Raw genomic sequence first — 22,858 nt, 5'->3', positions numbered from 1 at the left:
GCGGCACGAGCCAGCGTCCTGCACACACCACGACCCTGCCCCGTTCGTCACGGGCAACGCGTCCGGCTAACCATGCACGAGATCGGCAGTCGCTGGGGCGCTCGTCCCCGTCCTGGTCGTTGCCTCCACCGCGGCCGTGGGCAGTGGGCAGCTGCCGACTTGCGCCGATCAGGTCGGTGACCTCGCCTAATGCATGAAAAGGCTCCGATGCCTGAAGAGCCACAGTGCCGGGGAGCGGGCGGCTCCCGGAAACCCGCCGGGGCTCACCCGCCACCCGAGGCGAAGCCACAGATTCCTGCTGAACTGGCCCCCGGATGATTGTCACGAATCCGTAACGCCCTTACGGTGTCTGCGTCCGGCCGGCCGTCACCTCCTCCACCCGGGGGAACCGCGCCGGATGCCGCCGAGTCGCACCCGCACACGCGGGTGCGAGCCGGGGACCCACCGCACCTCTGGGGTGAGTCCCGCTCCCCGAGCCCCACTCGGGGGCGGGTAGGGCGCATCCCCGCCCGAACCCGTCAGCTGACCCGGTAGGCGGCCCAGGGAGAACGGAGAGCCGCCGCCGGGTGCGCCCCTCGGGCCCGCCCCGCGCCACTTCACACCTCGGACGTGCCGCGCCTTCCACCCGCGTGCTCGGGTCGGCGCAGTCGCCGCGCGTCCGCATCCGGATTCGACTGGCCGTTGGCGCGCCCCTACGGCGGGCCCCGTGCCCGAATCGGCTCCGGCTGCCCGTACCAGGCCTCGCGCCACAGCCCACGGATGACCGCTGAGCAGACGGCGGCGCCCAGCGAACCCATCATCGTCAGGAGTTCCCTTCGTCATGCTCTGGATTCCTCAGCACTCCACCGGCTCCGACCAGCACGACGGAACCGCGACGGTCCCGGGCCTCCGTCCGCAGGGATCAGCATTCCGCCGCACGGCGGCGGTCGGCGCCTTCGCCGTCGCGTTCGCCCTCGCGGGACAGTCGGTCGCCCAGGCCGATGAGCCTTGGGGCCGCGGCGGCTGGTCGGGCACCGAGGCCCCGGCACCCGCTCCGGCACCGGCTCCGGCCCCGGCACCGGCACCGGCCAGCGTTCCCGCCGGGCACTACGCCCATCCCTGCCCGGCGTGTGGCCTGACCCAGGGCTTCAGCTCCGGTGCCCACAACGGCATCGACCTCGCCGCCCCGATCGGCACCCCGGTGTACTCCGCCGCGGCGGGTACGGTCACCGCTGCCGGTCCCCGCGACCCCAAGGGCTTCGGCCAGGTGGTCTACGTCAACAACGATGACGGCTCGGTCGCCTGGTACGGGCACATCGACACCTGGCTGGTCAACGTCGGTGAGCACGTCGCCGCCGGCCAGCAGATCGCCACGGTCGGCAACCGCGGTGACTCCAGTGGCCCGCACCTGCACTTTGAGATCCACGACCCCGGCGCCATCGACCCGGCCGCCTGGCTGCGTGCGCGCGGCGTAAGCATGTGAGCCGCCGCTGAACTAAGGATGGAAGGGTGGGCACGGGTCATCTCGCCGGCGGCGGAGCCGACCTGCGACACGGCCCGTGCCTGCCACCTGCTCATCGCCTGATGTTCCGCGCGCGGGGACCGCCGCGCGGGTGTCTGACCGGCCCCCTGCTCACCGGTTGGTGATAATCAGGCCGGCGTCGGCGCCGCCGCGGCGGGTGAGGACCTCACTGCCCCGCTCGTAGGAGGGGTCGCCCGGTCCGGTGGGTACCACGGTCAGGCCGTCGCCCTGAGGTTGGATGTGGGTAGGGATCGCCTCAGCGGTCCCGACGGCGTAGTGGCCGTCCGGGCCACGGGTGAAGGTGAAGCGGGCGATCACCGAGTCATAGGTGACCAGGAGGTCTTGTTCGGCGATGTGGTTGCCCAGCCCGTAGGCCACCCACTTGCCGTTGACCTGCTCAAAGGGCTGCACTACGTGGGCGTGGTGGCCTAGCACCAGATCGACATCGGGTGAGGCCAGCAGCGCCTGGGCGATCGCGACCTGGGCTGTGGTGGGGTCGGTGGTGTATTCGGTGCAGCAATGCACGCTGGCGATGACCACGTCGGCGCCAGCGGCGCGGGCGCGAGCGGCATCGGCGAGGATCCCGTCGACCCGTGGCACTGCCGGGTCGAAGTCGTTGACCGCCCACGGCTGCCCGGCGGGCTCCGGGATGCCATTGAGCCCGTAGGTCCAGGCGATGTGGGCGACCTTCACCCCGCCGATGTCGATGAGATGCGGCGTCTGGCTGTCCTGTTCGGTGCGGAACGTGCCGGTGTGGCCGATGCCGGTGGCGTCGAGGACGTCGAGGGTGCGCACCAGCCCAGGAAAGCCGGCGTCCATCGAATGGTTCGACGCCGTGGAGCAGGTGTCATAGCCAGCACCGGCCAGGGCGTCGGTGATCTGCGGTTGCACATCGAAGGTGGGATAGCCCTCGAACGGGCCCTCCGGTGGGGCCAGCGGGGTCTCCAGGTGGCAGATCGCCAGGTCCGCGGCACCGATCACCGGGGCCACGTCGGTGAACACACCGCTGAAGTCATAGCCAATGCCCTGCGCCCGCCCGGCTGCAGCCGCTCCGTTCACGAGCGCGCCGCCCTGGTGGATGAGCACGTCGCCGGTGGCCACCACCGTGACCGACGCCGGCTGGGTCGGGGTGGGGGTGGTCGAGCCGGGCAAGGTGGCACTCGTGCTCGCCGACTCGCTGCTGGTCGGTTCGGCGGTGGTGCAGCCGGTGACCATCACTGCGCACACCGCAGCCACCGGCACCAGCCGAGTCAGTGACGTACGCCTGATCACCACGGAGCTCAGCCTAGGGTTGGCCGCCCCCGGTTCAGTGGAGGCGAGCGTCACCACATCCGCGCGCGGTTGGGTCAGTCGATGCCGTCTGGGTCGCGGTTCCCGGTCTCGTTGCCGTTGTCAGGCGGGTTGCCGTTGTCGTCATCAGGCTCATCGCCGTCGGTGTCTTGGCCGGGGGTGGCTGCTGCGGGGGGTGGGCCGGCCGGGACGGTGCTGCCGGCGAGGACCGGGTCGGCGGGAGGGAAGGGGACCATGGGGGCGCCGGTCAGGACGGGGGCCATGGCGTTGTGCCAGATGGTGGCGCCCATGCCGCCCCCCTGCCCGCCGATGTCCTGGTTGGCCTTGGGGTTGAGCACCATCACGCTGGCGGAGTACCGCGGCGTGTAGCCGGCGAAGGCGATCGAGAAGTTGTTCTGCGTCGTCCCGGTCTTCCCCGCGATCTGGTGGCCGGGGACGAAGGCGGCCGGGGCGGTCTGTCCGGGGTGGCCCGGTTCGACGTCCTTGCGCATCATCTGGGCGAGGGTGTGGGCCACCGCCGGCGAGACGGCCCCGACGGTGCAGGTGTCCCCGGTGTCGATCGGCGTCCCATCGGGCCCGGTCAGCGGCTCACCGTTCCGGTCGAGGACGGCGGTGACCGGCGTCGGGTCGCACTGGGTGCCGCCGGCGGCCAGCGTCGAGTAGGCGCTGGCCAGGTCCAGCGGGCTGGTCGCCTCGGCGCCGAGGGTGAACGACCCGCGGTTCCCGCCGATGATCTGGTCGGCCGACGAGGCGGTGAAGTGCATGCCCATCCGCTCGGCGACGCGCACCGGTCCCTCCACGCTGCCCAACTCGTCCTGCAGCGCCATGAAGTAGGGGTTGGAGGACCTGTAGAGCGCCTCCTCCATGGTCAACCTCCGCTTCTCCGAGCTCGCGAAGGCGTACACGACGTAGGGCCGGCCGTTGTTCGTGTAGACCCGGGAGACGTACGGGTTGGTCGTGGTCAGGGTGTGGTCGGCGGGGATGCCCCGTTCCAGTGCGGCGGCGGCGGTGAAGACCTTGTAGGTCGACCCGGCGCCCTGGCTGTAGGCGGTGTTGAGGACGACGGACTCGCACTGCGGGTCCGAGCAGCCGTACTCCCGGTTGACGCTCATCGCCAGCACGTGCCCGGTGCCCGGTTCCACGGCGGTGTACATGCCGGCCAGCGGGTCGCCCATCGGCAGCACGCTGAGCACCGCTGCGTCGCCGGCGGCCTGCACGTCCGGGCGCAGCGTGGTCCGGATGGTCAGGCCGCCGGCGTCGAGCGTCTCCTCGGGGATGCCGAGGGTCTGGGTCAGGTACTGCTGCAGGTAGGCGCAGAAGAAGCCGCCGATCACGGCGTCGATGCAGCCGTTGGGCGACGCGGCGCCCGGCCGGGCGGAGACCGGCGAGGCCGAGACCTCCGTCAACTCCTGCTCGGTGATGTGGCCGAGGTCGTACATCCGCTGCAGCACCTGGTTGCGCCGGGTCTGCGCGTTGTCCGGGTGGGTGATCGGGTCGTCGTTGACCGGGCTCTGCACCAGCCCGGCGAGCATCGCCGCCTGCGCCAGGTCGAGGTCGGCGGCGTCGACGCTGAAGTACCGCTGCGCGGCGGCCTGGATGCCGTAGGCGCCCTGGCCGAAGTACACGAGGTTGAGGTAGCGGGTGAGGATCTCGTCCTTGGAGTAGGTCTCCTCCAGGGCCAGTGCCAGCCGCGCCTCGCGCAACTTGCGCGCCAGACCGGCCTGCCCGTCCTGCTCGGTGGCCGCCTGCCGCTCCTCGGCGGTGTCGGCTGTCTCCAGCAGGGTCTGCTTGACCAGCTGCTGGGTCAGCGAGGAGCCGCCCTCCTGCACCGAGCCGGCGGCGGCGTTGGTCACCGCGGCGCGCAGCGTGCCCTCCACGTCGAGGCCGTTGTGCTGGTAGAAGCGCGAGTCCTCGATGTCGACCAGCGCCTGCTTCACGATGTCGGCGATCCGGTCGCTGGGCACGGGGGTGCGGTCGTCGGTGTAGAAGCTGGTGATCAGCGACCCGTCGGCGGCCAGCACCCGGGTGTTCCCGGGCACGTCCTGCGTCAGCGCGACCGGCAGCTCGCCGGGCGAACTCACGGAGCTCTGCACCAGGACACCGGCACCGCCCGCCCACGGGAGCGCGAGCGCAGCTACCAGCGCTCCGGCCACGACCACCGCTGACGCCAGCCTCACCAGAACGGCGGACCGCGACCGCCGATAGGACCACATTGACGGCAACATACGCGAGCCGAGGACCCAGCAGATTGCCGGCAGGTTGCGGTACCGCGAAGACTCGCGTCGGCGGAGCGACTCTACAGATCATCTTCCGGACACGGTCGCTGCACCAAGCGGCGTGCATACATCAAGGTGTCGGCATCGGTGCCTCAGAGCCACTGCAGGGACATACCTGCGTGAGACGCGCGTCAACATCAGGCTACCGGGGGCCGCCTTTGACCAGCCTTGTGCCCTGCGGCTTTTCGTCGGAGGCTAGCGGTTGATACTGTAACCGCACCTTCGTGTTCTGGCGCTGGTGACTTTGCGCCTTCCCTGTGTGCTACGACGTTCCTAGCAGCATGCCGTCCCGCGGATTGTGCGATCAAGACGAATCTTCAGCGACGTGCCGTTGCACCACTAAGTGTTCATCAGCTCAGATGTCGAGGCTCCATCATGTGGGCACCGGAGACCGGCCACCAGGACAAGAGCCTTCCGCGCCGCTTCTCTTCATCGCCCAACCACGTCCTCCCGGCATTGACGACCGGGGATGCCTCATTGAGGTTTTCTCACCAGGAACTCACACCCAGTTGAAGGCGCGGTTGGCGTCGCTGGTCAGGGCTTTAGCGATTCGTCAGCGACTTCGGGCGCGGGCCCTCGGCGCAGGCTCCCGGCAGGCGGCACTCAATACTCCGCTGACACAGGGGCCTGACCTGCAGCGATGCCCCTCCCAGACGTCCACGGACGGCGAATCCTGGTGAGAAAACCTCACTGAGGCTTTCTCACCAGGAACTGGCGCCCAGTTGGAGGGTGTGGTTGTCGCCGCTGGTCAGGACTGTGGGGAGTCGTTGGCGGAGTCGATCACGGCTCCTTGGCGTATGCTCCTGCCAGGCGGTACTCGGTACTCCGCTGGCACTTGCGCCTGACCTGCGGCGATGGCTCTCTGACCTGTCCCCGATCGGCGAATACTGGTGAGAAAACCTCATTCGGGTTCAAGATCGGCTGAAATTCGTGCAGGACGGCGAGCAGGGGTGGTCTTACGGCGCAGACATCCCCAGGTGGTTCCACCTCATCCAAAGATGACGGCCTCATGACCGCGCTTGACACATCAACACCGTGCGCGGACCCTCGGAGTCATGGGTACGAAGACCATCGTTTTGTTTCATGACGACCTGACGGATGCACCTGCGGACACGACTGTGAGTTTCGGCCTCGATGGCCGGGACTATGAGATCGACCTGACGGACACCAACGCCGAGGAACTGCGGCAAGCGCTCGGGAAGTACGTTGAGGCTGGTCGCAAGGTGGGCGGCGTGCGCAGGCGTCGCCGTGCTTCCAGTCCTGTTGCAGACGTGGACCCTAAAGCCGTACGCGCATGGGCGGCTGCAAAGGGATACGAGATCAGCAACCGCGGACGTGTCCCTGCCGCGGTGATCGAGGCATACCGAGCAGCTGGCAACTAACCTCGTACCGAGTGGGCACCTAGGTACGGTGCTGAGCGCCGTCCGCGCCGCTTATCACCGTCACGGTCTTCCTGCACTGGAAGCACCCGAACTCGGCTCCACCAGCTTGGATCTCAGCGTGGTGCTTCGTGCAGACACGCATGCTGTCCGCACCACATGCACAGCTAGCGATCGCGGTGTAGCGGCCGAGGTTATGACAGGTGTGAATCTGGCAGCGTGGTCGGGTGTCGGCCTGTTGAACTCGTGCCTTCATCCAATCCGGAACAGAGACGATCTCGGTAACCACACTGCGGATGCCCCCGCAGTGTGAACACTTTTTCATGTGCTGGGACCGAAGGCCAGCTCCGCGGCGGCCGCCGCGGTGTTCGGCACAACGTGGATGTTGTTCATCGCCGCAGCTGCAGGACACCTGGACGTTCCAGATGGCCGGCTTCTCGCACCGGCTGCACCTGAGGGTGTCGGTGGCCATGGGGCAGTATGCGGGGGGAGTCGTCCGGCGGTCCAGCAGTGTTGCCCGGTGCAACCCACAGGTTTGCCATTACCGCTGTTCGTGACTGCTCGCGGTGGCGGACCGACTGTCGAGTAGCGGAGGACTGCCCCGACACTGCGGCCTCGAAGGCCTGGCCCTAGCTACGCTGGCCCTAACTTCGGGCGTCCGCCAGAACGGTGTTTGGGGCGTCGTTGCGGTGCACCTCGATGAGCTGCTCGAAAACCTCGATGACATCAGGGCCAGTCCGTCCTCGGCACGGAAATGCGTGGTGCCCTCCGGACACGGGTCTCGTGTCCGGAGTCGGAGTAGCGGACGGCGTTGGACTGAAGCCACTCGTGGATGTGAGCTCTACACGGCTCGGGATTCCCGTTGCGCGCACTCCCGTCGCGGCCGCTGGCGTCGTTGGTCAATCTCACCCGTTCATCACGGAGTGAAAATGCACCAACTGTGACGTCCTCGTCGCACCAACTGTGACGTCCTCGTCGCGGGACCGTTTACGTGCGCCAGCCGTTCACGGATGTTCAACCCCAGTGCCATGACCTCGACGGCCTTACCTGAAGGAACGGGTGACGGAGGCGGGCACCGCGCGCCGCGTCGGCGCGCTCGGACGACTGGGCAGAGTTGTCAGCGGTGATTACTCGAGTGTCTTCAAGGGCAGGAGAATGCGCACGGTGTCGTCGTGGTCGGTCGTGAGTGCGGGGATTGCGGGAGTAGCGTCGATGGCCTCGGTGTCTCCTCCGTGGCCAACAGGTGCATCAGCTCAAGCGCCAGCTCGTCAGGGTCACGGTCGTGTGCTGCGGCCGTGGCGCGGATGGCGTCAGCCTGAATCGCCGTCAGCTCGTTCAGCACGGGTACGGAAGCCTCTTCCGATGGAGGAGTGTGCGTCGGCATAGTCCAAGCGCTCATTGGTGGCGCTGGGCGGTCACTCCGGAACCAACGCCGCCGGTGCCAGTGTCGTCGGGAATCAACGCCGCCGAGTGGTCCTCGCTGGCTATCCGCGGAGGAGGGCATCGCGCGCCTGCTGCCACTCGTCGATGATGCCCGCGAGGCGGGCGGTGGCTTGCTGGTAGATCTGCTCGGGGGACGCGGGTGGGGAGGTGTTGCTGTTGCCATTGTTGTCGGTGGCCGCTGAGGGTGGGAGCGCTTGGTCCTGGGTGCCCGGATCGCTGCTCATGCTCTGCATGCTGGCTCCCGCGTTCGTGCGAGGGCAATGCGATCGCGGAGCGGCCGACTGTCCAATCTCACCGGCCCGGCTGGACGCGCGGGCCGTCGTGCCATGCCCCACGGTCGCGCACATCGGCCCGGCCGCGTTTGGCGTGGCGCGTGACGTTAGTCGTGCTCGACCAGGAAGTGGATGAGCTCATCGAGACCGATCTGCACCCGCCACATCTCGACGGCGTTGCCGCGCTCATCGACCGCGCGGCGAACCCCGCGGGCGCTGTCGCACTCCTGCCAGTCCGACCGTTGCCACGTGCAGCGGTCCTCCTCGACCTACCGCTCGGCCAGCTCCTGGGCTCGGGTGGCCGACGATGCCACCCCTTTGACCTGCGGCGGGGCTCCTGAGCCGACGGACGCGGGGACCGCCAAGATGCTCTCCGTCACGGCCGCGCATGCTCGGGCCGACGAGCGCGGCGCTGTCACTTCTACGGCGTCGTCCGCCCAGCCGCTCCTGCTTTGGACCGTGACCGCAAGCGTGCTGGCTGGGCCGGGGTGGGCCGGGGTGGGCCGGGGTGGGCTGGGCCGGGGTGGGCTGGGCCGGGGTGGGCTGGGCCGGGGTGGGCTGGGCTGGGCCGGGGTGGGCTGGCAAGCCAGCCCACCCCGGTTGACATGTGGGCGAGCAGATCACCGCTGGCTCCGCCGACCTGGTCGGGAGAAGGCGGTAGCCAGGAGTACGAGCCCGAGGAACGAGCCAGCGAGGGCGCCTGGGCTGGCTACTGGTGCGGCCCGATGAGGACCGGGTCATACTGGTGACTGCTGTCACACGCTGCGTGGTCGACGACCGTCCCGCCTCAACCTTCACGGCCTCGCGGCCTCCCAGTCCCGAGAAACCTGACCAGCCACCCCGACGGCTGCTGCGGTCGTTCCCGCCGCCCATGCCGACCGACCAAGCGCCTGCTGCCGATGCCGCGCCGGCATCGGCTGGTGACTTGTCCACTCCTAAAGCTGAGGAGTTCGTCGTGGATGATCCGTCCGCGGTCGTCGTCGAGGCGGAGTTGTCCGGCGCGCCACCGGGGTGCACGGCGCGTCTCATCTTCGATTTGGGCCACGCCAGCGTCGAGGCCGCCGCGCTCGCCCGCGACCTGGCCCGGGGCATGCTGGGCCAGATCGAGGCGAAGCTGGTTGATCCCGCCGCCGACCTGTCCGCCGAGCTGCGCGGTGCGCTGGTCGCACTCGCCGGTGCACTCAGCGAGCACACCGACGATCGCACCACCGCCACCCTGCTCAACACGCCGCTGACGCGCGCCTGGCACGCCCATCCCGCCCGGTGGGAGCCGTGAGAACGTGCCCATGAGCTGCCACGGGGATGCATGGACCGTCGGCGCCGACCACCTAGCGCCGCGGCGCTGGTCCGGCGAGGTCGTTGCGATGCCCTCCGGTCGGCTGCATGCGGTCAGCGACGCCGGCTTGATCCTCGGCCGGGCGCTCTGCCTGGCCCCGGTGACCCTGCTCGACCCGCGCGACTGGCGCTGGCCCGAAGACGGCGATCGGGACTGGCCGCTGTGCTGGATCTGCCTCACCCTGACCCATCCGCCGTCCTGATTCGGATGGCCGGCTGCCCGAGGGACGCAGACGTTGCACAGCGCCCGGGGACGGCGACGCCTGCCAGGCCCCGATCCATCTCATAGCGCAGGAGCGAGGATGCTGGTGGCGGTGGACCGGCACGACGCCCAGGACCCCTCCCGCCGATCGGCCGGCGGCGAGCTGATCGGCTTCTACTGTCCCGTGTGCGGCTACCTCGTTCCTGTCCAGGACCGCCAACTGGCGTCCGCGCCGACGTGTGCCGGCTCAAAGGCCAGGACCGGCAGACAGCATAAGCCGACCCAAATGACGACCCTTCCTTTCGACTGAGCTCTTCGCTCATCTTGTAGCGCTCAGGCAGCTTGGACGGTCGCGTATGCCAAAGCGCCGGATGGAGACAAGCGGGAGCGATGGAGTCGAGGTTGGCGGTTTGCGTGATAAATGGCAGGCCTGACCCCCACCGGGTTCAGCGGGCTGACGCTGAAGGATCAATCTGACAGCGGTGTGCGGCTTGTTTGTCGGAGTAGGCCTGATGCATGCGGGCGTACTCGATGGATCTGCGTGAGCGAGTGGTGGCCGCGGTCGATGCGGGGATGAGACCCGGGGAGGCGGCGGCCCGATTCGATGTGTCGGTGCGGACGGTGGAGCGGTACGTGGCCCGGCGGCGAGTCACCGGCAGCGTGGCGCCGACCGTGCAGCGGCACGGGTCGGTGCCGGAGAAGAGGGACCGTGTGCAGGCCTGGCTGCCGGCCCGCCTGCAGCAGGCCGCAGATGCCACCCTGGCTGAGCACGCCGCCGCCTTCACCGCCGAGGTCGGCGGTGCGGTGTCCCTGGCGACGATGTCGCGGGCGATTGCCACCCTGCCGGCCGATGACCCGGCGCAGGCGCTGACCGCGCGCGGCCGTCGGCGGCGGCCGGGCCGGCCATTGAAGGGAAAAGTCTGAGCGCCACCGAGCGCGATGAGACCGCGCGCGCCCGGTGGCGCACCGAGCTGGCCGCCACCGACCCGGCCCAGCTGGTGTTCGTCGACGAGTGCGGCACGCACACCCCGGGTGACCCGCCGCAGGGCCCGGGCGCCCCGCGGGCAGCGGGCGGTCGGGACGGTGCCGCGCAACCGCGGGCCGGTGACCACGCTGATCGCCGGGCTGAGCCTGACCGGCATGGCCCCGGCGATGACCGTGGAAGGCGGCACCGACACCGCGGTGTTCGCCACCTACCTGCAGCACTTCCTGCTGCCCGCGCTGCACCCGGGGCAGGTCGTGGTGGTGGACAACGTCGGCGCGCACAAGCCCGACCGGATCCGCGCGCTGGTCGAGGCCGCCGGCTGCCGGCTGGTGTTCCTACCCGCCTACTCACCGGACCTGTCCCCGGTCGAGGAAGCGTTCAGCAAACTCAAGACCCTCATCCGGGCGGCCGCCGCCCGCACCCGGGCGGCGCTGGACGCCGCCATCGCCGTCGCGCTGGCCGCGGTCACCGCCGCCGACGCCGCCGGCTGGTTCGCCCACGCCGGCTACCCCCTCCGACAAGCCGCATGAGAACCGCTGTGAAACAGCAGCTGGCCAGTCGCTCCAATCGTAGTTGCGCCTCGAGATCACGCCCCACGCGCGCGAGAACCCGAAGGCTCGCGTAACTTGCGCGAGCCCAGTAGGGGTACTTCGGAGGTGCCCCAATGGACGCTCGGCGGTCCGTTATGTGAAGCGCGACAAGTCGCTACGAAATTGATGAGTATTATCAGAATCGCGGGTACAGGCGAGCCAGTTTGCCGTCGCCGTCGCCGTCGCCGCATCGTTTTCCCGGGGCACCCCTCGACTGTTGCACGCGGCCCTGAGGTGACCTCGGCGGCCGAACACCTCCGGGCTTTGGTAGGAATAAAGGAGGGAGGGTCCGGATGGGCGGACAGAACAAGTATCCGGAGGAGTTCCGGCAGCGTGTGGCCAGCAGTCCGTCGATCAACAGCGGCCAGTGCCGGGTACCGGCGCCAACCGCCTGCCAGCGCGGCCGCACCTCGGCGACCAGGTCAGCCAGGACCTGCCGGGACAGCCCGGTCACCCGGCGGTCGGCAACAGCGCGGCACGGGCCAAAATCCTCGACACCCCACGACCCTGCCCTGTCGTTCACCCCAGCACCGCCGAGCCGTCCTAGGCCCTGTTTGAAAGGTCGCGCAGCCAGATGTCGATGTCGCTGATCTGGACGGTGGCCTCGTAGCGGACGGCGAGCTTGTCGTAGCGGGTGGCGAAGCCGCGGTGCTGTTTGTGCAGGTTGATGCCGCATTCGACGGCATGCCGCTGCCGGTAGCGGGCCGGGTCGAACGTCGGCGGTCGACCGCCGACGGAGCCCTTCTTGCGCCGGTTGGCCTGCTGGTCGGCCTTGACCGGGATGGTCGCCGGGATGCCGCGGCGGCGCAGATAGGCGCGGTTGGCCCGGCTGGAGTAGGCCTTGTCGGCCAGCACCCGATCCGGTCGGGTGCGCGGGCGACCCGGACCGGTGCGGTGTGGCACCCGGATCCGCTCGAGCACGGTGGTGAACTGCGGGCTGTCGGCCGCCTGCCCGGGGGTGAGCGCGGTGGCCAGCGTCTTGCGGCCGGCCTCGACGGCCAGGTGCACCTTCGTCGACAAGCCACCGCGGGAGCGGCCCAGCGTGTGATCGGGCGGCTCCCCGGCCGGCGGAGTGCGTTGGGCTTCGGGATGGCGGCGGGCGCCGGCGGCGTGCTGATGCGCCCGGTTGACCGTGGAGTCCACCGACACCACCCACTCGATTCCTCCGGCCTCCTCGCCCAGCGCCCGTAGTCCGGTGAGGATCGCGGGCCATCGGCCGGCCAGCTGCCAGGCGCGGAACAGGCCGTAGATGCTCTGCCAGGTGCCGTAGCGCTCGGGCACGTCCCGCCAGGGACAGCCGGTCCGGGTGCGGAAGCGGATGCCGTCGACGAGCTGGCGCAGGGTCCATTTCCGGGGTCTGCCGGGCTTCCTGCCGACCGGGAGCAGCGACTCCAGCAGCGCGGCGAGGATCGCCCACTGCTCGTCGGTCAGGTCATGGCGGGCACCGGCGGGTAGGGTGCCGTCCACGAGGTCTCCGTGGTGAGGGTCTTCTTGGTCGTTGATCCCTCTACCGGAGACCTCGCCTTTTCTCCGGCACCGACACGCCGCCCCCGGCCCCCGAGCGACTTCCCAAACAGGGCCTAATAGCCATGCACTCGGCGTTAGGCGGTCTGCGCTTCCAGGATGCAGAGGGGTCCGGCCGGTACGACGTGGGTCAGCTGGAACCCAGCGCTGGAGAGGAGTGTCCGGAACTCGTCCTCGGTGCGCTCCTGACCTGCGTGGTTCTTGAGCATCACGAGATCCACCAGGGTCGTGCCCGGGAAGTCCACAGCCCGGGACAGGACGCGCTCCACGAGGAGCAGTCGTCCGTGGGTGGGAATCGCCTCGCGCAGGCGACGCAGGATCTGCCCGGCCGCCTCGTCGTCCCAGTTGTGCAGCACGAACTTGACGAGGTAGGCATCAGCACCGGGAGGAACGAAGTCGAAGAAGGAACCGGCGACCACCTCGACGCGCTCGGCCACCCTCGGCGCGCGCAGGTCCTCGTGCAGCGCGGCCACCGTGGAGGACTGGTCCAACAGCACGCCGCGCAGCCGCGGGTTCGCTTGCAGGACAGCGGCGAGCAGGTGTCCGCGGCCACCGCCCACGTCTACCAGCGTGGAGAAGGCGGAGAAGTCATAGGCCGCCACGATGGCCGGCGTGAGGCGGCTGGACCCGCCGGTCATGGCCGCGTTGAACACGGCCGCGGCCGCGGGGTCGACGTCCTCGAAGTACTGCCACAGCGACATCCCGTAGACGGCGTCGACCGTGGGCCGACCCGTGCGGATGCTGTGCGGAAAGGCCGCCCAGGAACGCCACTCCCACTCGGAGCCGAACATGCGGGCGACGTCGCGCAGCGACCTGGGATGGGTCGACGTGAGCACAGCCGGCCGCGGAGTCTGCGCGAAACGCTGCCCCTTGAGCTCCGCGAACACGCCGTGGGCGGCGAGCGCTCGCAGCAGCCGGTAGAGGGATGGCGCGTGGCTGCCCGTGGCCTCGGCGAGTTCATCAGTTGACCGGGGACCCTCCGCCACCAGATCGGCGATGCCGAGCTCCGCAGCCGTCTCCACTGCACGTGCAAGGCCTTGCCCGCGCAGCATCCCCACCACCGCGAGGAGCCCATCATCGTCCTGCACGACCCGGCGGTCACTGTCCGCGGATTCCGAGAGGTCAATCAGGCTCGCCTTGCCGCTCGGTGTGGACGGACCAAATTCCGGCTGGGTCATGATTTGGCATCCTTACCGCTGTGTGCAGATCGTAGGCCTGAGCCGGGGTGGCCCGAGCGGGATCTCCGAGCGATGGCTGATTGTGGACATGCAAGGCGCTGATGTGATCGGTCTTTCCCGCCGCACGGCAGGGAGCCTCAGCCGCGCTGCGGTGTAATTACCAGCCGAGGGGCCTTGGCCCGATTATGTAATTTGGCTCGATTGAGCGTGCTGCTCGACGCCATCAAGAGATCTCGGCTCCGGGCGTCAGGATGTTCGCCGGGTCATAGTGCTCCTTCGCCGTGCGCAGGGCCTGGTAGCTCGACCCGTAGTGGGTCCGCCAGTCCTCGGTGGTCAGTGGCGTGCTGCCGATGGGATAGAGCGTTCCGCCCAGCGCTCGGGCCCGCTCGTACATCGCTCGCGCCTTGTCTAGCTGGGTCGGCACGTAGTCCGGATCCTCCGGCGAACCGGAGGTGCAGATGTCGAAGAGGGCGACCCGTTCCTCCTCGGGCAGGCGAAGAGCGTGGGACCGCGCGGCGTTGCGGATCGGGAAGACGAGCACGAAGCCGGCCGGCCCGAGCTCTTCCGCGGTCAGCTCGGCCAGCGCGTCTGCGACGAAGGTCTCAATGCAGGAGCCGGGGAGGAAGACGTCTCTCCACACCCGCGGCAGATGGGTCAGCCCGAGGGCCTCGAGTTGTTCGTCGACGACGGTGGCAAAGGCGAGCGTGTCCAGGTCCATGACGGTGCGGGCGGCAGGGGCGCTGCGCAGCCCGGCCAGCAGTGCCGAGTCGCTGGACGTCGATGAGAAGAACTCGACCGCGTGCAGGAGGTACGACCAGCTCCCCTCCGGGCCGGGCAGGATCTGCCCGTAGAGCCCATCGACCCGGTCCCGCGTGGTGAGCGTCCACAGATCGGCGAAGAAGGCGTCCGCGTCGTCGTACCCGAGCAGGTGGTAGCGGGCCCGGGGGGCGACCGGCGTCAGCGCCAGCGTGGCCTCCACGATCACCCCGTACTGCCCGACGCCGCCCAGGACGGCGGAGAACAGCTCCGGGTGCTCGCTGGGTGAGCAGGTCCTCAGCTCACCCTCGCCGGTGACGACCTGCAGCGCGACGACGTGGTCCACCTGAGGACCGTGCCGGAAACTGGCCGCGCCGATGCCACCCATCGACAGCGTCCCGCCGACCGACAGCCCGGCGTAGCCGGTCACGACCGGCGGCCACCAGCCGAGCGGAACCGTTCTGCTCAGCACCTGCCTCCACGTCGCGCCGCCCTGCACCCGCACTGAGCCGTCCTGGACGGGGCCGATGCCCTGCAGCGTCGACATGTCGATGACCAGCCCCCCGGCCACCTGCGCCTGCCCGGCCGTGCTGTGCCCCTGTCCGCGGGCGGCGACCGGAAGACCATGGTCGCAGCAGAACCGCAGGGCCTGCACCACATCGCGCACCGCGGCCGGCCGGAGCACCGCCGAGGGCATGCGGTGCACCACGCGGCCGTAGTCGCGGGCGCAACCGGTGAGCGTTGCCTCGTCGGTGACGAGGACTCCCTCAAGCTCAGAAAGTGAGATCGTCATGAGCGTACGGCGTCCTTTCGACGCATCGCACGGGGCCGCGCCGACACGCCTCAGGCCAGATGATCAGGCTGCTTCAGCTGCCGAGATGGCCCCAAGGCTAGGAGGTGAAGAGCGGAGCGTCCATGGCTGGTACGGATGGGTTTCCCCGCGAGCCACGGACCTGCGGGCGGCGCCACAGACGCCTAGTACTGCAACGGCACTTGCTCCTGGTCCTCGCGAAGCCGTAGCTCTGACCCAAGAAACCCGCCGCGGAACTCGCTCGTCGCACGCGGTTCTCGCAGGTCACGCTGTAGGCGCTTAGCAAGTGCCGTTGCAGTACTAAGTGGCTGTCCCTGAACAGCCACTCCGGCCCAGTTTTCAAGACGATCCTGAGCTGGCTGATTGCCAATGGCAGCAGTGATGTACGCCAATCCTGTGTCGGCGAACAAGGCTGTGAGACTCCGCCTATTACATGGACGGAGTCCCACTCGGCCGCGGCTCCGAGGTGCTACTCAGTTGGGTTCGCACGTCCAGGTGAAGGACCCCTGCTTTGCCTGCGTCCAGGAGTGGTTGCCGAGGGTGACGTACAGCCCCTGGTAGTAAGCGCGGCCGTTGCTGTCGGTGCCGTTCTGGCTATTCAGGTCCACGTAGGAGCCGTAGATGTAGATGTCTGAGTCACCGTTGGCGTGAACGGCAGGACTATAGATCCACACGAAGCCTGTTTGGTTGAAGTTCCAGTCGCCAGCGACGTGGTAGCCGTCCCCGCACAGACCGTGAGACTTCGGATAGTCCAAGAGGTTGACGGGGACGGTCATGGTCGAGCTGGTCAACTGATACGACGTTGGTGCCTGCGCCGTAGTGGCGTCGGGCTGAGCTCCGGCGGTGGCCAGACCGAGGCCAGTCGCGGCGGAAGCTCCCACAACGATCGCGGCGGTGCGGACGGTGCGGCGCATCGGTGTCCTCCTCAAGGCAGGACCGCTTGAGTTGGCGACCTCCATGACCTCTTCCGGTCTCTGAGCGGTGCTCCGGCAGGGCTCCGTCATGGTCCCGCGCGGGAGCCAGACAGGGAAGCCTCGAAGGTGCCCTCAGCTGCATGGCATCCAGCTCATGCTCACAAGTCGACCGGTGGATCCGTGGACAGCAGCCGTGAAGGTCGTCCGGGCCACATACGCCCGCCGCCTCTGGTAGACGCGGCACGTTGCACCTACCGACAGGGCCAGCGCGGTGGCGGCGCCGATGGTCGGCCGGAAGGAACCACGGGCGCCGCCGCTGGGGCGCCCTCAGGGTTCACCGCCGGGGCCTTGTCGCCGAGGAGCGCGGCAAGGGTGCGCTCCTCGCGGGCGGGCATGGGCGGCCAGCGGCGCGACGACGTCCCGGACGCGCGGGTCCTGGATCAGCGCGACGATCAGCGCCGCGCACCCCCAGGGGAGGAGATCAAGGGAGAGTCAGAGTGGGGCTCCGGCATCGGGCCGTCTCCCTGAGATAGGGGCTCGCGGGATCGCTGTTCGGCTCCGCATCACCCGGCTGAATGAGGCACGCCGGGATGACTGCAGACCAGGGCGGGGTCGGCACCGAGCAGGTCCAGCAGCACCTGGCGCTCATCGGCCTTGGCGCCGGAGAGGGCGAAGGCGACCGGCAGCCCCTGAAGGGTGGCGATCAGATGCAGCCGCAGCCCCCAGAAGTAGCGGCTGTGACTGGCGCAGTAGCCGTACTCGGCCCAGCCGGCCAGGTCCGAGCGGCGCACCGCTTCCCGGGAGCGGGCGCATTCGATCGGCGTGGAGTCGATCACCCACACGTCATCGGCCCACAGGCTGGTGTCGGTCGCCAGGGCCCGGATCAGCCAGATCATGGTGCCCGAGAGCCGGCGCGGGCGCTTGTTGTAGCCGGGCTGGCGGGGCAGGTAGGGAAACAGCGGATGCAGTTGCTCACCGGCGAACCGCAGCCAGCGCGCCTCGCTGGTGAACCCCAGCAGCGCCTGCAGCACCGCCAGGGTCACCAGCTCGGCATCGCCGAGCCGGGGAGCGATGCCCGCCGCCGGTCGCCAGGGCAGCCACTCCGGCGCGGCCTTCAGCAGATCGTCGGTGCGGGCATACAGTGCCGTCGCGAGGGTGTCCAGGTCGGCGTCCACGAGGACCTCCGAGGTTCGACGTTGGGTCAGCAACGCCAAGCCTGAGCACCCTCGCCCGTGATCACAGCGGCCCCAGCCCGGACCCCTTGGAATCAGTCATCTAGTGCTCCGTCGCAGTGATCGTTGCTGTTTTTGAATGTCAGCGTGACGATGACTCATGCCCAATCGGGTGCGCACCGTGGAGGTGCCGGAGGCTGATCGCCGGGAGCTCACGCGGCGGGTTCGGGACAAGGGCGCGCCGGCGCGGGAGGTCGAGCGGGCCCGGATCGTGCTGTTGGCCGCCGACGAGGTGCCGGGCAAGCAGATCGCCACGTGGGTCGGCTGCGTCGAGCCGACGGTGGTGACCTGGCGGCGCCGCTACGCCGAGCGGGGCCTGGCCGGCCTGGCCGACGAGCCGCGGCCGGGCAAGCCCTCCCCGCTGCCGGAGGCGCTGCGGGACCGGGTGCTGGAGCTGACCCTCACCGCACCGCCGATCCAGTACGTCGCCACCCACTGGTCCTCGCGGCTGCTGGCCGCGGCGCTGGCCGGCGAGGGCACCCCGATCGCGCACACCACCATCGCCCGGATCTGGCACCGCTTCGGCGTGCAGCCCTGGCGGTCCGAGACGTTCAAGTTCTCCACCGACCCTCAGCTGGAGGGCAAGATCCGTGACGTCGTCGGGCTCCACCTGCATCCGCCGGAGAAGGCGGTGGTGCTCTGCGTGGATGAGAAGCCGCAGCTGCAGGCTCTGGAGCGGACCGCGCCGGTGCTGCCGGTTCGGCCCGGGCACCCGGAGGCGGTCAGCTTCGACTACGTCCGGCACGGCACCACGACGCTGTTCGCCGCACTGGAGGTGGCCACCGGGCGGGTCACCGAGGCCTGCACCGAGCGGCACCGGCACCAGGAGTTCCTGGCATTTCTCAAGCAGGTCGCCGCCGCCTATCCGCGCCGCCAGTTGCACGTGGTGGTCGACAACTACGCCACCCACAAGCACCCCGCCGTTCGGGCCTGGCTCGCCCGGCACCCGCGGGTGCAGCTGCACTTCACCCCGACCTCGGGCTCCTGGCTGAACCTGGTCGAGGCGTTCTTCTCGATCATCAGCCGCCAGGCCCTGCGCCGCGGCAACTTCCCGACCGTGGCCGACCTCATCGCTGCCATCGAGCGATTCATCGACGCCTGGAACGACCGCTGCGCACCCTTCACCTGGACCAAGGACCCCGACACCGTCGTCGCCAAGGCCACCGACCCGCGCCACCGCAAGACACAAGCGACGTCAGTTACGGAGCACTAGGTGATGCCTGGAGATCCGACCGGCATCGCGAGACGTAAGTATCTATCCCATGCTGCTGATTCTATGGTAGACACGCAGTCCCCGGGGATCGCCAGCCCGCCCGTCTGGACAGCAGATTGCGCGCCGCGGCGTGAGTTCGTGGTGATCCGGATCCACCTGCGAAGCGGAGGTTTCACGGATATGATGAATGTCCGCAGGGTGATCCTCTCGGCAGCAGTTGCCCTTCTTGCGGCGGTCACCTTCGCCGGGACAACGCAGACAGCGAATGCGGCACCCACGGAGAAGCTCGCCGATGTCTTGGCGGAGCTGTGGACGACGGTGCTTCAGACGCCGAGCGATGAGAATCCCTTCAGCAATCCGGACGCGGACGCCTGCTGGGATCTCGGCGCCAACATCGTCGCCCCGTTAGGCCCGACGGGAGTCGAAGCGTGCACGGTGAAGCCCGGCACCCGGCTCTTCGTGGCAGGCTCGACCTTGGAGTGCAGTACCCCCTGGGAGGCTCCGCCCGAAACTGACCTGCAGCAATGCGCCCGGACAAACGACGCTCCCGAAGCACCAACGGTGACCCTCGACGGCCAGCCGGTGTCACTGACGGAGGTCACGACGGACGTCACGCCGGTCATGCTGCCTGAGGACAACGTGTTCGGTTCGCCGGACAGGGAGGGGCAATTTGCCGCCCACGGGTGGGTCGCACTGCTGAAGCCGCTGACGCCTGGCACGCACACGATCGAGATCGCCACTGACGACCCGAACAACCCCATCATAACGGTGATCGAAGTAGTTCCGCCAGGTCGAGCCTGACCTGACATCCGAGGCTTCGGCCCGAGAAGGTGGTCCGCCTGCTCGGGCCATCCTTCGATCGCTGATCTCTGCGGTTCCAAGGCGCCCATTCCGTCGGCGCTTCGGCTGACCCCGGCGGGGTTGACTCAAATACGCGGTAGTTCTTGCCGCGGCTATATCCGTTCTTCATGCGCTCGCTGCGCGGGCAAGCCGAAACGCGCCAAGAGCATTTCTCGCTGATCAACGGATGTACTTCAAGCCTCTAGTGAGGTTTTCTCACCAGGATTCGCCGTCCGCGGACGGCTGGGAGAGGCATCGCTGCAGGTCAGGCCCTCGTGCCAGCGAAGTGTCGAGTGCCGCCTGCCGGGAGCCTGCGTCGAGGGCCCGCGCCCGAAGTCGCTGACGACTCGCTGAAGCCCTGACCAGCGACGCCCACTACGCCCTTCAACTGGGTGGGGATTTCTAGTGAGAAAACCTCAATGCTCTGTAACTGACGTGGTTGATGCCTTGCGGCGTCGCGGGTCGGTGGCCTTGGCGATGACGGTGTCGGGGTCCTTGGTCCAGGTGAACGGACGGCAGCGGTCGTTCCAGGCCGTGATGAAGCGCTCGATGGCGGCGATGAGGTCGGCGACGGTGGGGAAGTTGCCGCGGCGCAGGGCCTGCCGGGTGATGATCGAGAAGAACGCCTCCACCAAGTTCAGCCACGACCCGGAGGTCGGGGTGAAGTGCAGCTGCACCCGGGGATGCCGGTCCAGCCAGGCGCGCACCGCCGGGTGCTTGTGGGTGGCCAGATTGTCGACCACGACGTGCAGCTCGCGGCGGGGATAGGCGGCGGCGACCTGCTTGAGAAATGCCAGGAACTCCTGGTGCCGGTGCCGGTCGGTGCAGGCCTCGGTGACCTTGCCGGTGGCCACCTCGAGTGCGGCGAACAGCGTGGTGGTGCCGTGCCGGACGTAATCGAAGGTCTGCCGTTCGGGATGCCCGGGCCGCACCGGCAGCACCGGCGCGGTGCGTTCCAGCGCCTGGGTCTGGGGCTTCTCGTCCACGCAGAGCACTACCGCCTTCTCCGGCGGATGCAGGTACAAGCCGACGACGTCGCGGATCTTGACCTCAAGTTCGGGATCGGTGGAGAACTTGAACGTCTCGGACCGCCAGGGCTGAATGCCGAAGCGGTGCCAGATCCGGGCGATGGTGGTGTGCGCGATCGGGGTGCCCTCGCCGGCCAGTGCGGTGGCCAGTAGCCGGGAGGACCAGTGGGTCGCCCCGAACTGATCCGGGGGGTCGGTCAGCGTCAGCTCCAGCACCCGATCACGCAGTGCCTCAGGTAGCTGGGCCGGCTTGCCCGGCCGCGGCAGGTCGGCCAGGCCGGCCAGCCCGGACTCGGCATAGCGCCGCCGCCAGGTCACCACCGTCGGCTCGACGCAGCCGACCCACGTGGCGATCTGCTTGCCCGGCACCTCGTCGGCGGCCAGCAGCACGATCCGGGCCCGCTCGACCACCCGTGCCGGTGCGCCCTTGTCCCGAACCCGCCGCGTGAGCTCCCGCCGATCGCCCTCCGGTACCTGCACCACCCGCAGGCGCGGCCATGCGAAATAGTCCACCCGGACCGGGATGGCACCAAGAACCGCTGCGACGGAGCACCAGTGACCAAGGAGGCCGCCGAGAGGATCGGAGTGCACGTCGCCACCATCGACCGGGCGATCCGGAACAAGCGGCTCACGCCAATCAGGGCGGACAACGGCTACCACATCAGGCTGCTGCCTCACGAGGTGGACGAGCTGGTGGTGTGGCGCCCGCAGGCCTGACCCGGGCCTCCCCTACCAACGGACACCTCCTTCCATCTGCACAAACGATTGGTGCGATCGAAGCAGTGGGGAACGCCACCGTCTGGTACGAGACGGTGCTCGCGTTCCTCGCCGAGCACGTCCTCGGGCAGGAGTGGCAACGGCCCGAGCTGGTGTGAGGACCCTCTTGCCCCCTGCGTCGCGGGCTCGACGCGGGACCCCGGAGGGGAGCCCCGAGCGGCGGCTCACCCGGTGGCCAGCGTGTCGGTGATCAGCGCGCGGAGCTCGGCCGGGGGCAGGCAGGCCGCCAGGCCCTCCGCGAGCAGCCGGGGCAGCGAGGCGCCCGGGTCGGCGGCCAGGGCCCGGTCGAGGGCGATGTTGGCCATGGCGCCGTCGCCGCGCAGCCACGCGCTGACGGCCAGCAGCGTGGCCGGCGGGCCGTCGTGCGGCACCGGCGCGCGGCGGGTGCACTCGGTCCAGAGCACCTCGGCGGCCGCGGCGTCCTCCCCCAGCGCGAGCCCCAGCGCCCGGTCGCGGACCTCGCTCAGGGTCAGCGCCCAGAGCACCCGGGCCACCCGGGCGTCGGGGAGCCGGGTGCGCGCGGTGGCCGGGCCAGGACGGCAGGCCGCGACGGCCTCGGCGACCGCGGCGTCGCACTCCTCCGCCACGGCCGGACGGCCCGCGGTGCGCAGCCGGGCGGCGTGCTCGCGTCCGGCGCGCAGGCACGTCTCGGCCATCGCCGCGACCCCGGTGACCTCCGTCGGCGGGGCGATGCGGGCGGCGAGCGCCGCCCGGTCCGCGGCGAGGACCGCGCCGCCGGCGACGGCCGCCGCGGCCAGCGGGCTGGCGCCGCCGGGCAGCGGGGTGCCGCTCCCGGGCTCGCAGCACGGGTAGGGGCAGTCGTAGTCCCACCAGTGGCCGGCGCGCACGAGCAGCGCCTCCCGGACCGGCACGTCGAGCGCGTCGAGCGCGAGCACCACCTCGTGCACCAGGTCGCGGTGGGGCAGCTCGGCGATCCCGTCGCCCACCCCGGCGAACACCGGGAGCGCCGGCCCCGCGGCGTTCCCGGGCACGTCGTCGGGTGCCTCCGACACCACCGCGAGGAGCACCGCGGCGGGGTCGTCGGTGGCGACCCTGGCGGCCAGCGCGCGGGCCAGCGCCGGGGCGTCGGGGGGGTGCGGCAGGTCGGCGCGCGCGGTCAGGCCGACCCGGCTGCCGCCCGGCCCGCGCAGGCTGACCAGCACGAGGGACTCGGCGGGGTGGAAGCCGAGCAGGTGGGGCAGCGCCGCGGCGACCTCACCGCTGTCGCCGAGCCGGATGGAGGAGGGCTGGGGTTCGTCCACGCCACCGACCCTGGGCTCCGGCGCCTCCTGCCGCCGCGCGTCGGGCCGGC

The 22,858-nt window shown here is 69.6% G+C and carries 18 protein-coding genes, 1 pseudogene and 1 riboswitch; of the genes and pseudogenes, 9 read left to right on the top strand and 10 right to left on the bottom strand.

What is annotated here, in order from left to right:
* The first annotated feature begins 391 nt into the window (after positions 1-391).
* A riboswitch (cyclic di-AMP (ydaO/yuaA leader) is annotated at positions 392-552 on the top strand.
* Positions 553-820: 268 nt separating this feature from the next.
* Positions 821-1,462, top strand: a complete 642-nt coding sequence (locus ACU616_RS18220) for a M23 family metallopeptidase (RefSeq protein WP_446759836.1) — start codon at positions 821-823, stop codon at positions 1,460-1,462.
* A 150-nt stretch (positions 1,463-1,612) separates the two neighbouring features.
* Here the strand turns inward: ACU616_RS18220 and ACU616_RS18215 are convergent, their stop codons facing one another.
* Together ACU616_RS18215 and ACU616_RS18210 are read right to left on the bottom strand one after the other, a co-directional pair.
* Positions 1,613-2,776, bottom strand: coding sequence for a CapA family protein (locus ACU616_RS18215; RefSeq protein ID WP_446759835.1), 1,164 nt, complete (start codon positions 2,774-2,776; stop codon positions 1,613-1,615).
* Between the two features lie 71 nt (positions 2,777-2,847).
* Positions 2,848-4,872, bottom strand: coding sequence for a transglycosylase domain-containing protein (locus ACU616_RS18210; protein ID WP_446759834.1), 2,025 nt, complete (start codon positions 4,870-4,872; stop codon positions 2,848-2,850).
* A gap of 1,250 nt (positions 4,873-6,122) precedes the next feature.
* Between ACU616_RS18210 and ACU616_RS18205 the strand changes: the two genes are divergently transcribed.
* On the top strand, positions 6,123-6,449 hold the full coding sequence (locus tag ACU616_RS18205) for a histone-like nucleoid-structuring protein Lsr2 (protein WP_446759833.1): 327 nt from the start codon (positions 6,123-6,125) through the stop codon (positions 6,447-6,449).
* Between the two features lie 1,481 nt (positions 6,450-7,930).
* On the opposite strand, the gene ACU616_RS18200 is transcribed toward ACU616_RS18205, so the two are convergent.
* Positions 7,931-8,113, bottom strand: a complete 183-nt coding sequence (locus ACU616_RS18200; RefSeq protein ID WP_446759832.1) for a hypothetical protein — start codon at positions 8,111-8,113, stop codon at positions 7,931-7,933.
* A 919-nt stretch (positions 8,114-9,032) separates the two neighbouring features.
* Here ACU616_RS18200 and ACU616_RS18195 point away from each other — a divergent pair.
* The 4 genes from ACU616_RS18195 (at position 9,033) to ACU616_RS18180 (ending at position 11,213) form a co-directional block, all read left to right on the top strand.
* Positions 9,033-9,437 (top strand): hypothetical protein, encoded by a 405-nt coding sequence (locus ACU616_RS18195; protein WP_446759831.1) that lies wholly within the window; start codon positions 9,033-9,035, stop codon positions 9,435-9,437.
* Positions 9,438-9,525: 88 nt separating this feature from the next.
* Positions 9,526-9,699, top strand: coding sequence for a hypothetical protein (locus ACU616_RS18190; RefSeq protein WP_446759830.1), 174 nt, complete (start codon positions 9,526-9,528; stop codon positions 9,697-9,699).
* Positions 9,700-10,214: 515 nt separating this feature from the next.
* The gene (locus tag ACU616_RS18185) at positions 10,215-10,622 is read left to right on the top strand and encodes a helix-turn-helix domain-containing protein (protein WP_446759829.1); all 408 of its coding nucleotides are present in this window, start codon (positions 10,215-10,217) and stop codon (positions 10,620-10,622) included.
* A gap of 108 nt (positions 10,623-10,730) precedes the next feature.
* Positions 10,731-11,213: an IS630 family transposase gene (locus tag ACU616_RS18180; protein ID WP_446759828.1), complete on the top strand. Its 483-nt coding sequence runs from the start codon at positions 10,731-10,733 to the stop codon at positions 11,211-11,213.
* A 603-nt stretch (positions 11,214-11,816) separates the two neighbouring features.
* Here ACU616_RS18180 and ACU616_RS18175 read toward each other — a convergent pair.
* The 5 genes and pseudogenes from ACU616_RS18175 to ACU616_RS18155 form a co-directional block, all read right to left on the bottom strand.
* On the bottom strand, positions 11,817-12,740 hold the full coding sequence (locus ACU616_RS18175) for an IS5 family transposase (RefSeq protein ID WP_446759551.1): 924 nt from the start codon (positions 12,738-12,740) through the stop codon (positions 11,817-11,819).
* 134 nt (positions 12,741-12,874) lie between these two features.
* On the bottom strand, positions 12,875-13,975 hold the full coding sequence (locus tag ACU616_RS18170) for a methyltransferase (protein WP_446759827.1): 1,101 nt from the start codon (positions 13,973-13,975) through the stop codon (positions 12,875-12,877).
* A gap of 223 nt (positions 13,976-14,198) precedes the next feature.
* A complete protein-coding gene (locus tag ACU616_RS18165) occupies positions 14,199-15,524 on the bottom strand; it encodes an FAD-binding protein (RefSeq protein ID WP_446759826.1) in 1,326 nt (441 codons plus the stop codon).
* Positions 15,525-16,015: 491 nt separating this feature from the next.
* Entirely contained in the window at positions 16,016-16,456 is a 441-nt protein-coding gene (locus ACU616_RS18160; RefSeq protein ID WP_446759825.1) for a hypothetical protein, read from the bottom strand.
* A gap of 584 nt (positions 16,457-17,040) precedes the next feature.
* A pseudogene (locus ACU616_RS18155) lies at positions 17,041-17,631 on the bottom strand (transposase); the annotation flags it as partial.
* A gap of 157 nt (positions 17,632-17,788) precedes the next feature.
* Between ACU616_RS18155 and ACU616_RS18150 the strand changes: the two are divergent.
* Positions 17,789-18,901 carry an IS630 family transposase gene (locus tag ACU616_RS18150; RefSeq protein ID WP_446759824.1) on the top strand — a complete coding sequence of 371 codons (1,113 nt, stop codon included), beginning with the start codon at positions 17,789-17,791 and terminating at the stop codon, positions 18,899-18,901.
* A 138-nt stretch (positions 18,902-19,039) separates the two neighbouring features.
* On the top strand, positions 19,040-19,702 hold the full coding sequence (locus ACU616_RS18145) for a hypothetical protein (protein ID WP_446759823.1): 663 nt from the start codon (positions 19,040-19,042) through the stop codon (positions 19,700-19,702).
* Between the two features lie 455 nt (positions 19,703-20,157).
* Here the strand turns inward: ACU616_RS18145 and ACU616_RS18140 are convergent, their stop codons facing one another.
* Positions 20,158-21,258: an IS630 family transposase gene (locus ACU616_RS18140; RefSeq protein WP_446761497.1), complete on the bottom strand. Its 1,101-nt coding sequence runs from the start codon at positions 21,256-21,258 to the stop codon at positions 20,158-20,160.
* Positions 21,259-21,324: 66 nt separating this feature from the next.
* On the opposite strand from ACU616_RS18140, the gene ACU616_RS18135 reads away from it, so the two are divergent.
* Positions 21,325-21,486: an excisionase family DNA-binding protein gene (locus ACU616_RS18135; RefSeq protein WP_446759822.1), complete on the top strand. Its 162-nt coding sequence runs from the start codon at positions 21,325-21,327 to the stop codon at positions 21,484-21,486.
* 224 nt (positions 21,487-21,710) lie between these two features.
* Here the strand turns inward: ACU616_RS18135 and ACU616_RS18130 are convergent, their stop codons facing one another.
* Positions 21,711-22,808, bottom strand: coding sequence for a DUF4192 domain-containing protein (locus tag ACU616_RS18130; RefSeq protein ID WP_446759821.1), 1,098 nt, complete (start codon positions 22,806-22,808; stop codon positions 21,711-21,713).
* Positions 22,809-22,858 lie beyond the last annotated feature (50 nt).

The organism is Geodermatophilus sp. URMC 62, assembly GCF_052931475.1.
This window is presented reverse-complemented; position numbering and strand designations above follow the sequence as displayed.

What these genes read in the sequence shown, in the direction of transcription:
- ACU616_RS18160 (WP_446759825.1), bottom strand. Translation starts at nt 16,456, where the DNA reads ATGCGCCGCACCGTCCGCACCGCCGCGATCGTTGTGGGAGCTTCCGCC.
- ACU616_RS18185 (WP_446759829.1), top strand. Translation starts at nt 10,215, where the DNA reads ATGCGGGCGTACTCGATGGATCTGCGTGAGCGAGTGGTGGCCGCGGTC.
- ACU616_RS18165 (WP_446759826.1), bottom strand. Translation starts at nt 15,524, where the DNA reads ATGACGATCTCACTTTCTGAGCTTGAGGGAGTCCTCGTCACCGACGAG.
- ACU616_RS18150 (WP_446759824.1), top strand. Translation starts at nt 17,789, where the DNA reads ATGCCCAATCGGGTGCGCACCGTGGAGGTGCCGGAGGCTGATCGCCGG.
- ACU616_RS18195 (WP_446759831.1), top strand. Translation starts at nt 9,033, where the DNA reads ATGCCGACCGACCAAGCGCCTGCTGCCGATGCCGCGCCGGCATCGGCT.
- ACU616_RS18170 (WP_446759827.1), bottom strand. Translation starts at nt 13,975, where the DNA reads ATGACCCAGCCGGAATTTGGTCCGTCCACACCGAGCGGCAAGGCGAGC.
- ACU616_RS18220 (WP_446759836.1), top strand. Translation starts at nt 821, where the DNA reads ATGCTCTGGATTCCTCAGCACTCCACCGGCTCCGACCAGCACGACGGA.
- ACU616_RS18205 (WP_446759833.1), top strand. Translation starts at nt 6,123, where the DNA reads ATGGGTACGAAGACCATCGTTTTGTTTCATGACGACCTGACGGATGCA.
- ACU616_RS18200 (WP_446759832.1), bottom strand. Translation starts at nt 8,113, where the DNA reads ATGAGCAGCGATCCGGGCACCCAGGACCAAGCGCTCCCACCCTCAGCG.
- ACU616_RS18190 (WP_446759830.1), top strand. Translation starts at nt 9,526, where the DNA reads ATGCCCTCCGGTCGGCTGCATGCGGTCAGCGACGCCGGCTTGATCCTC.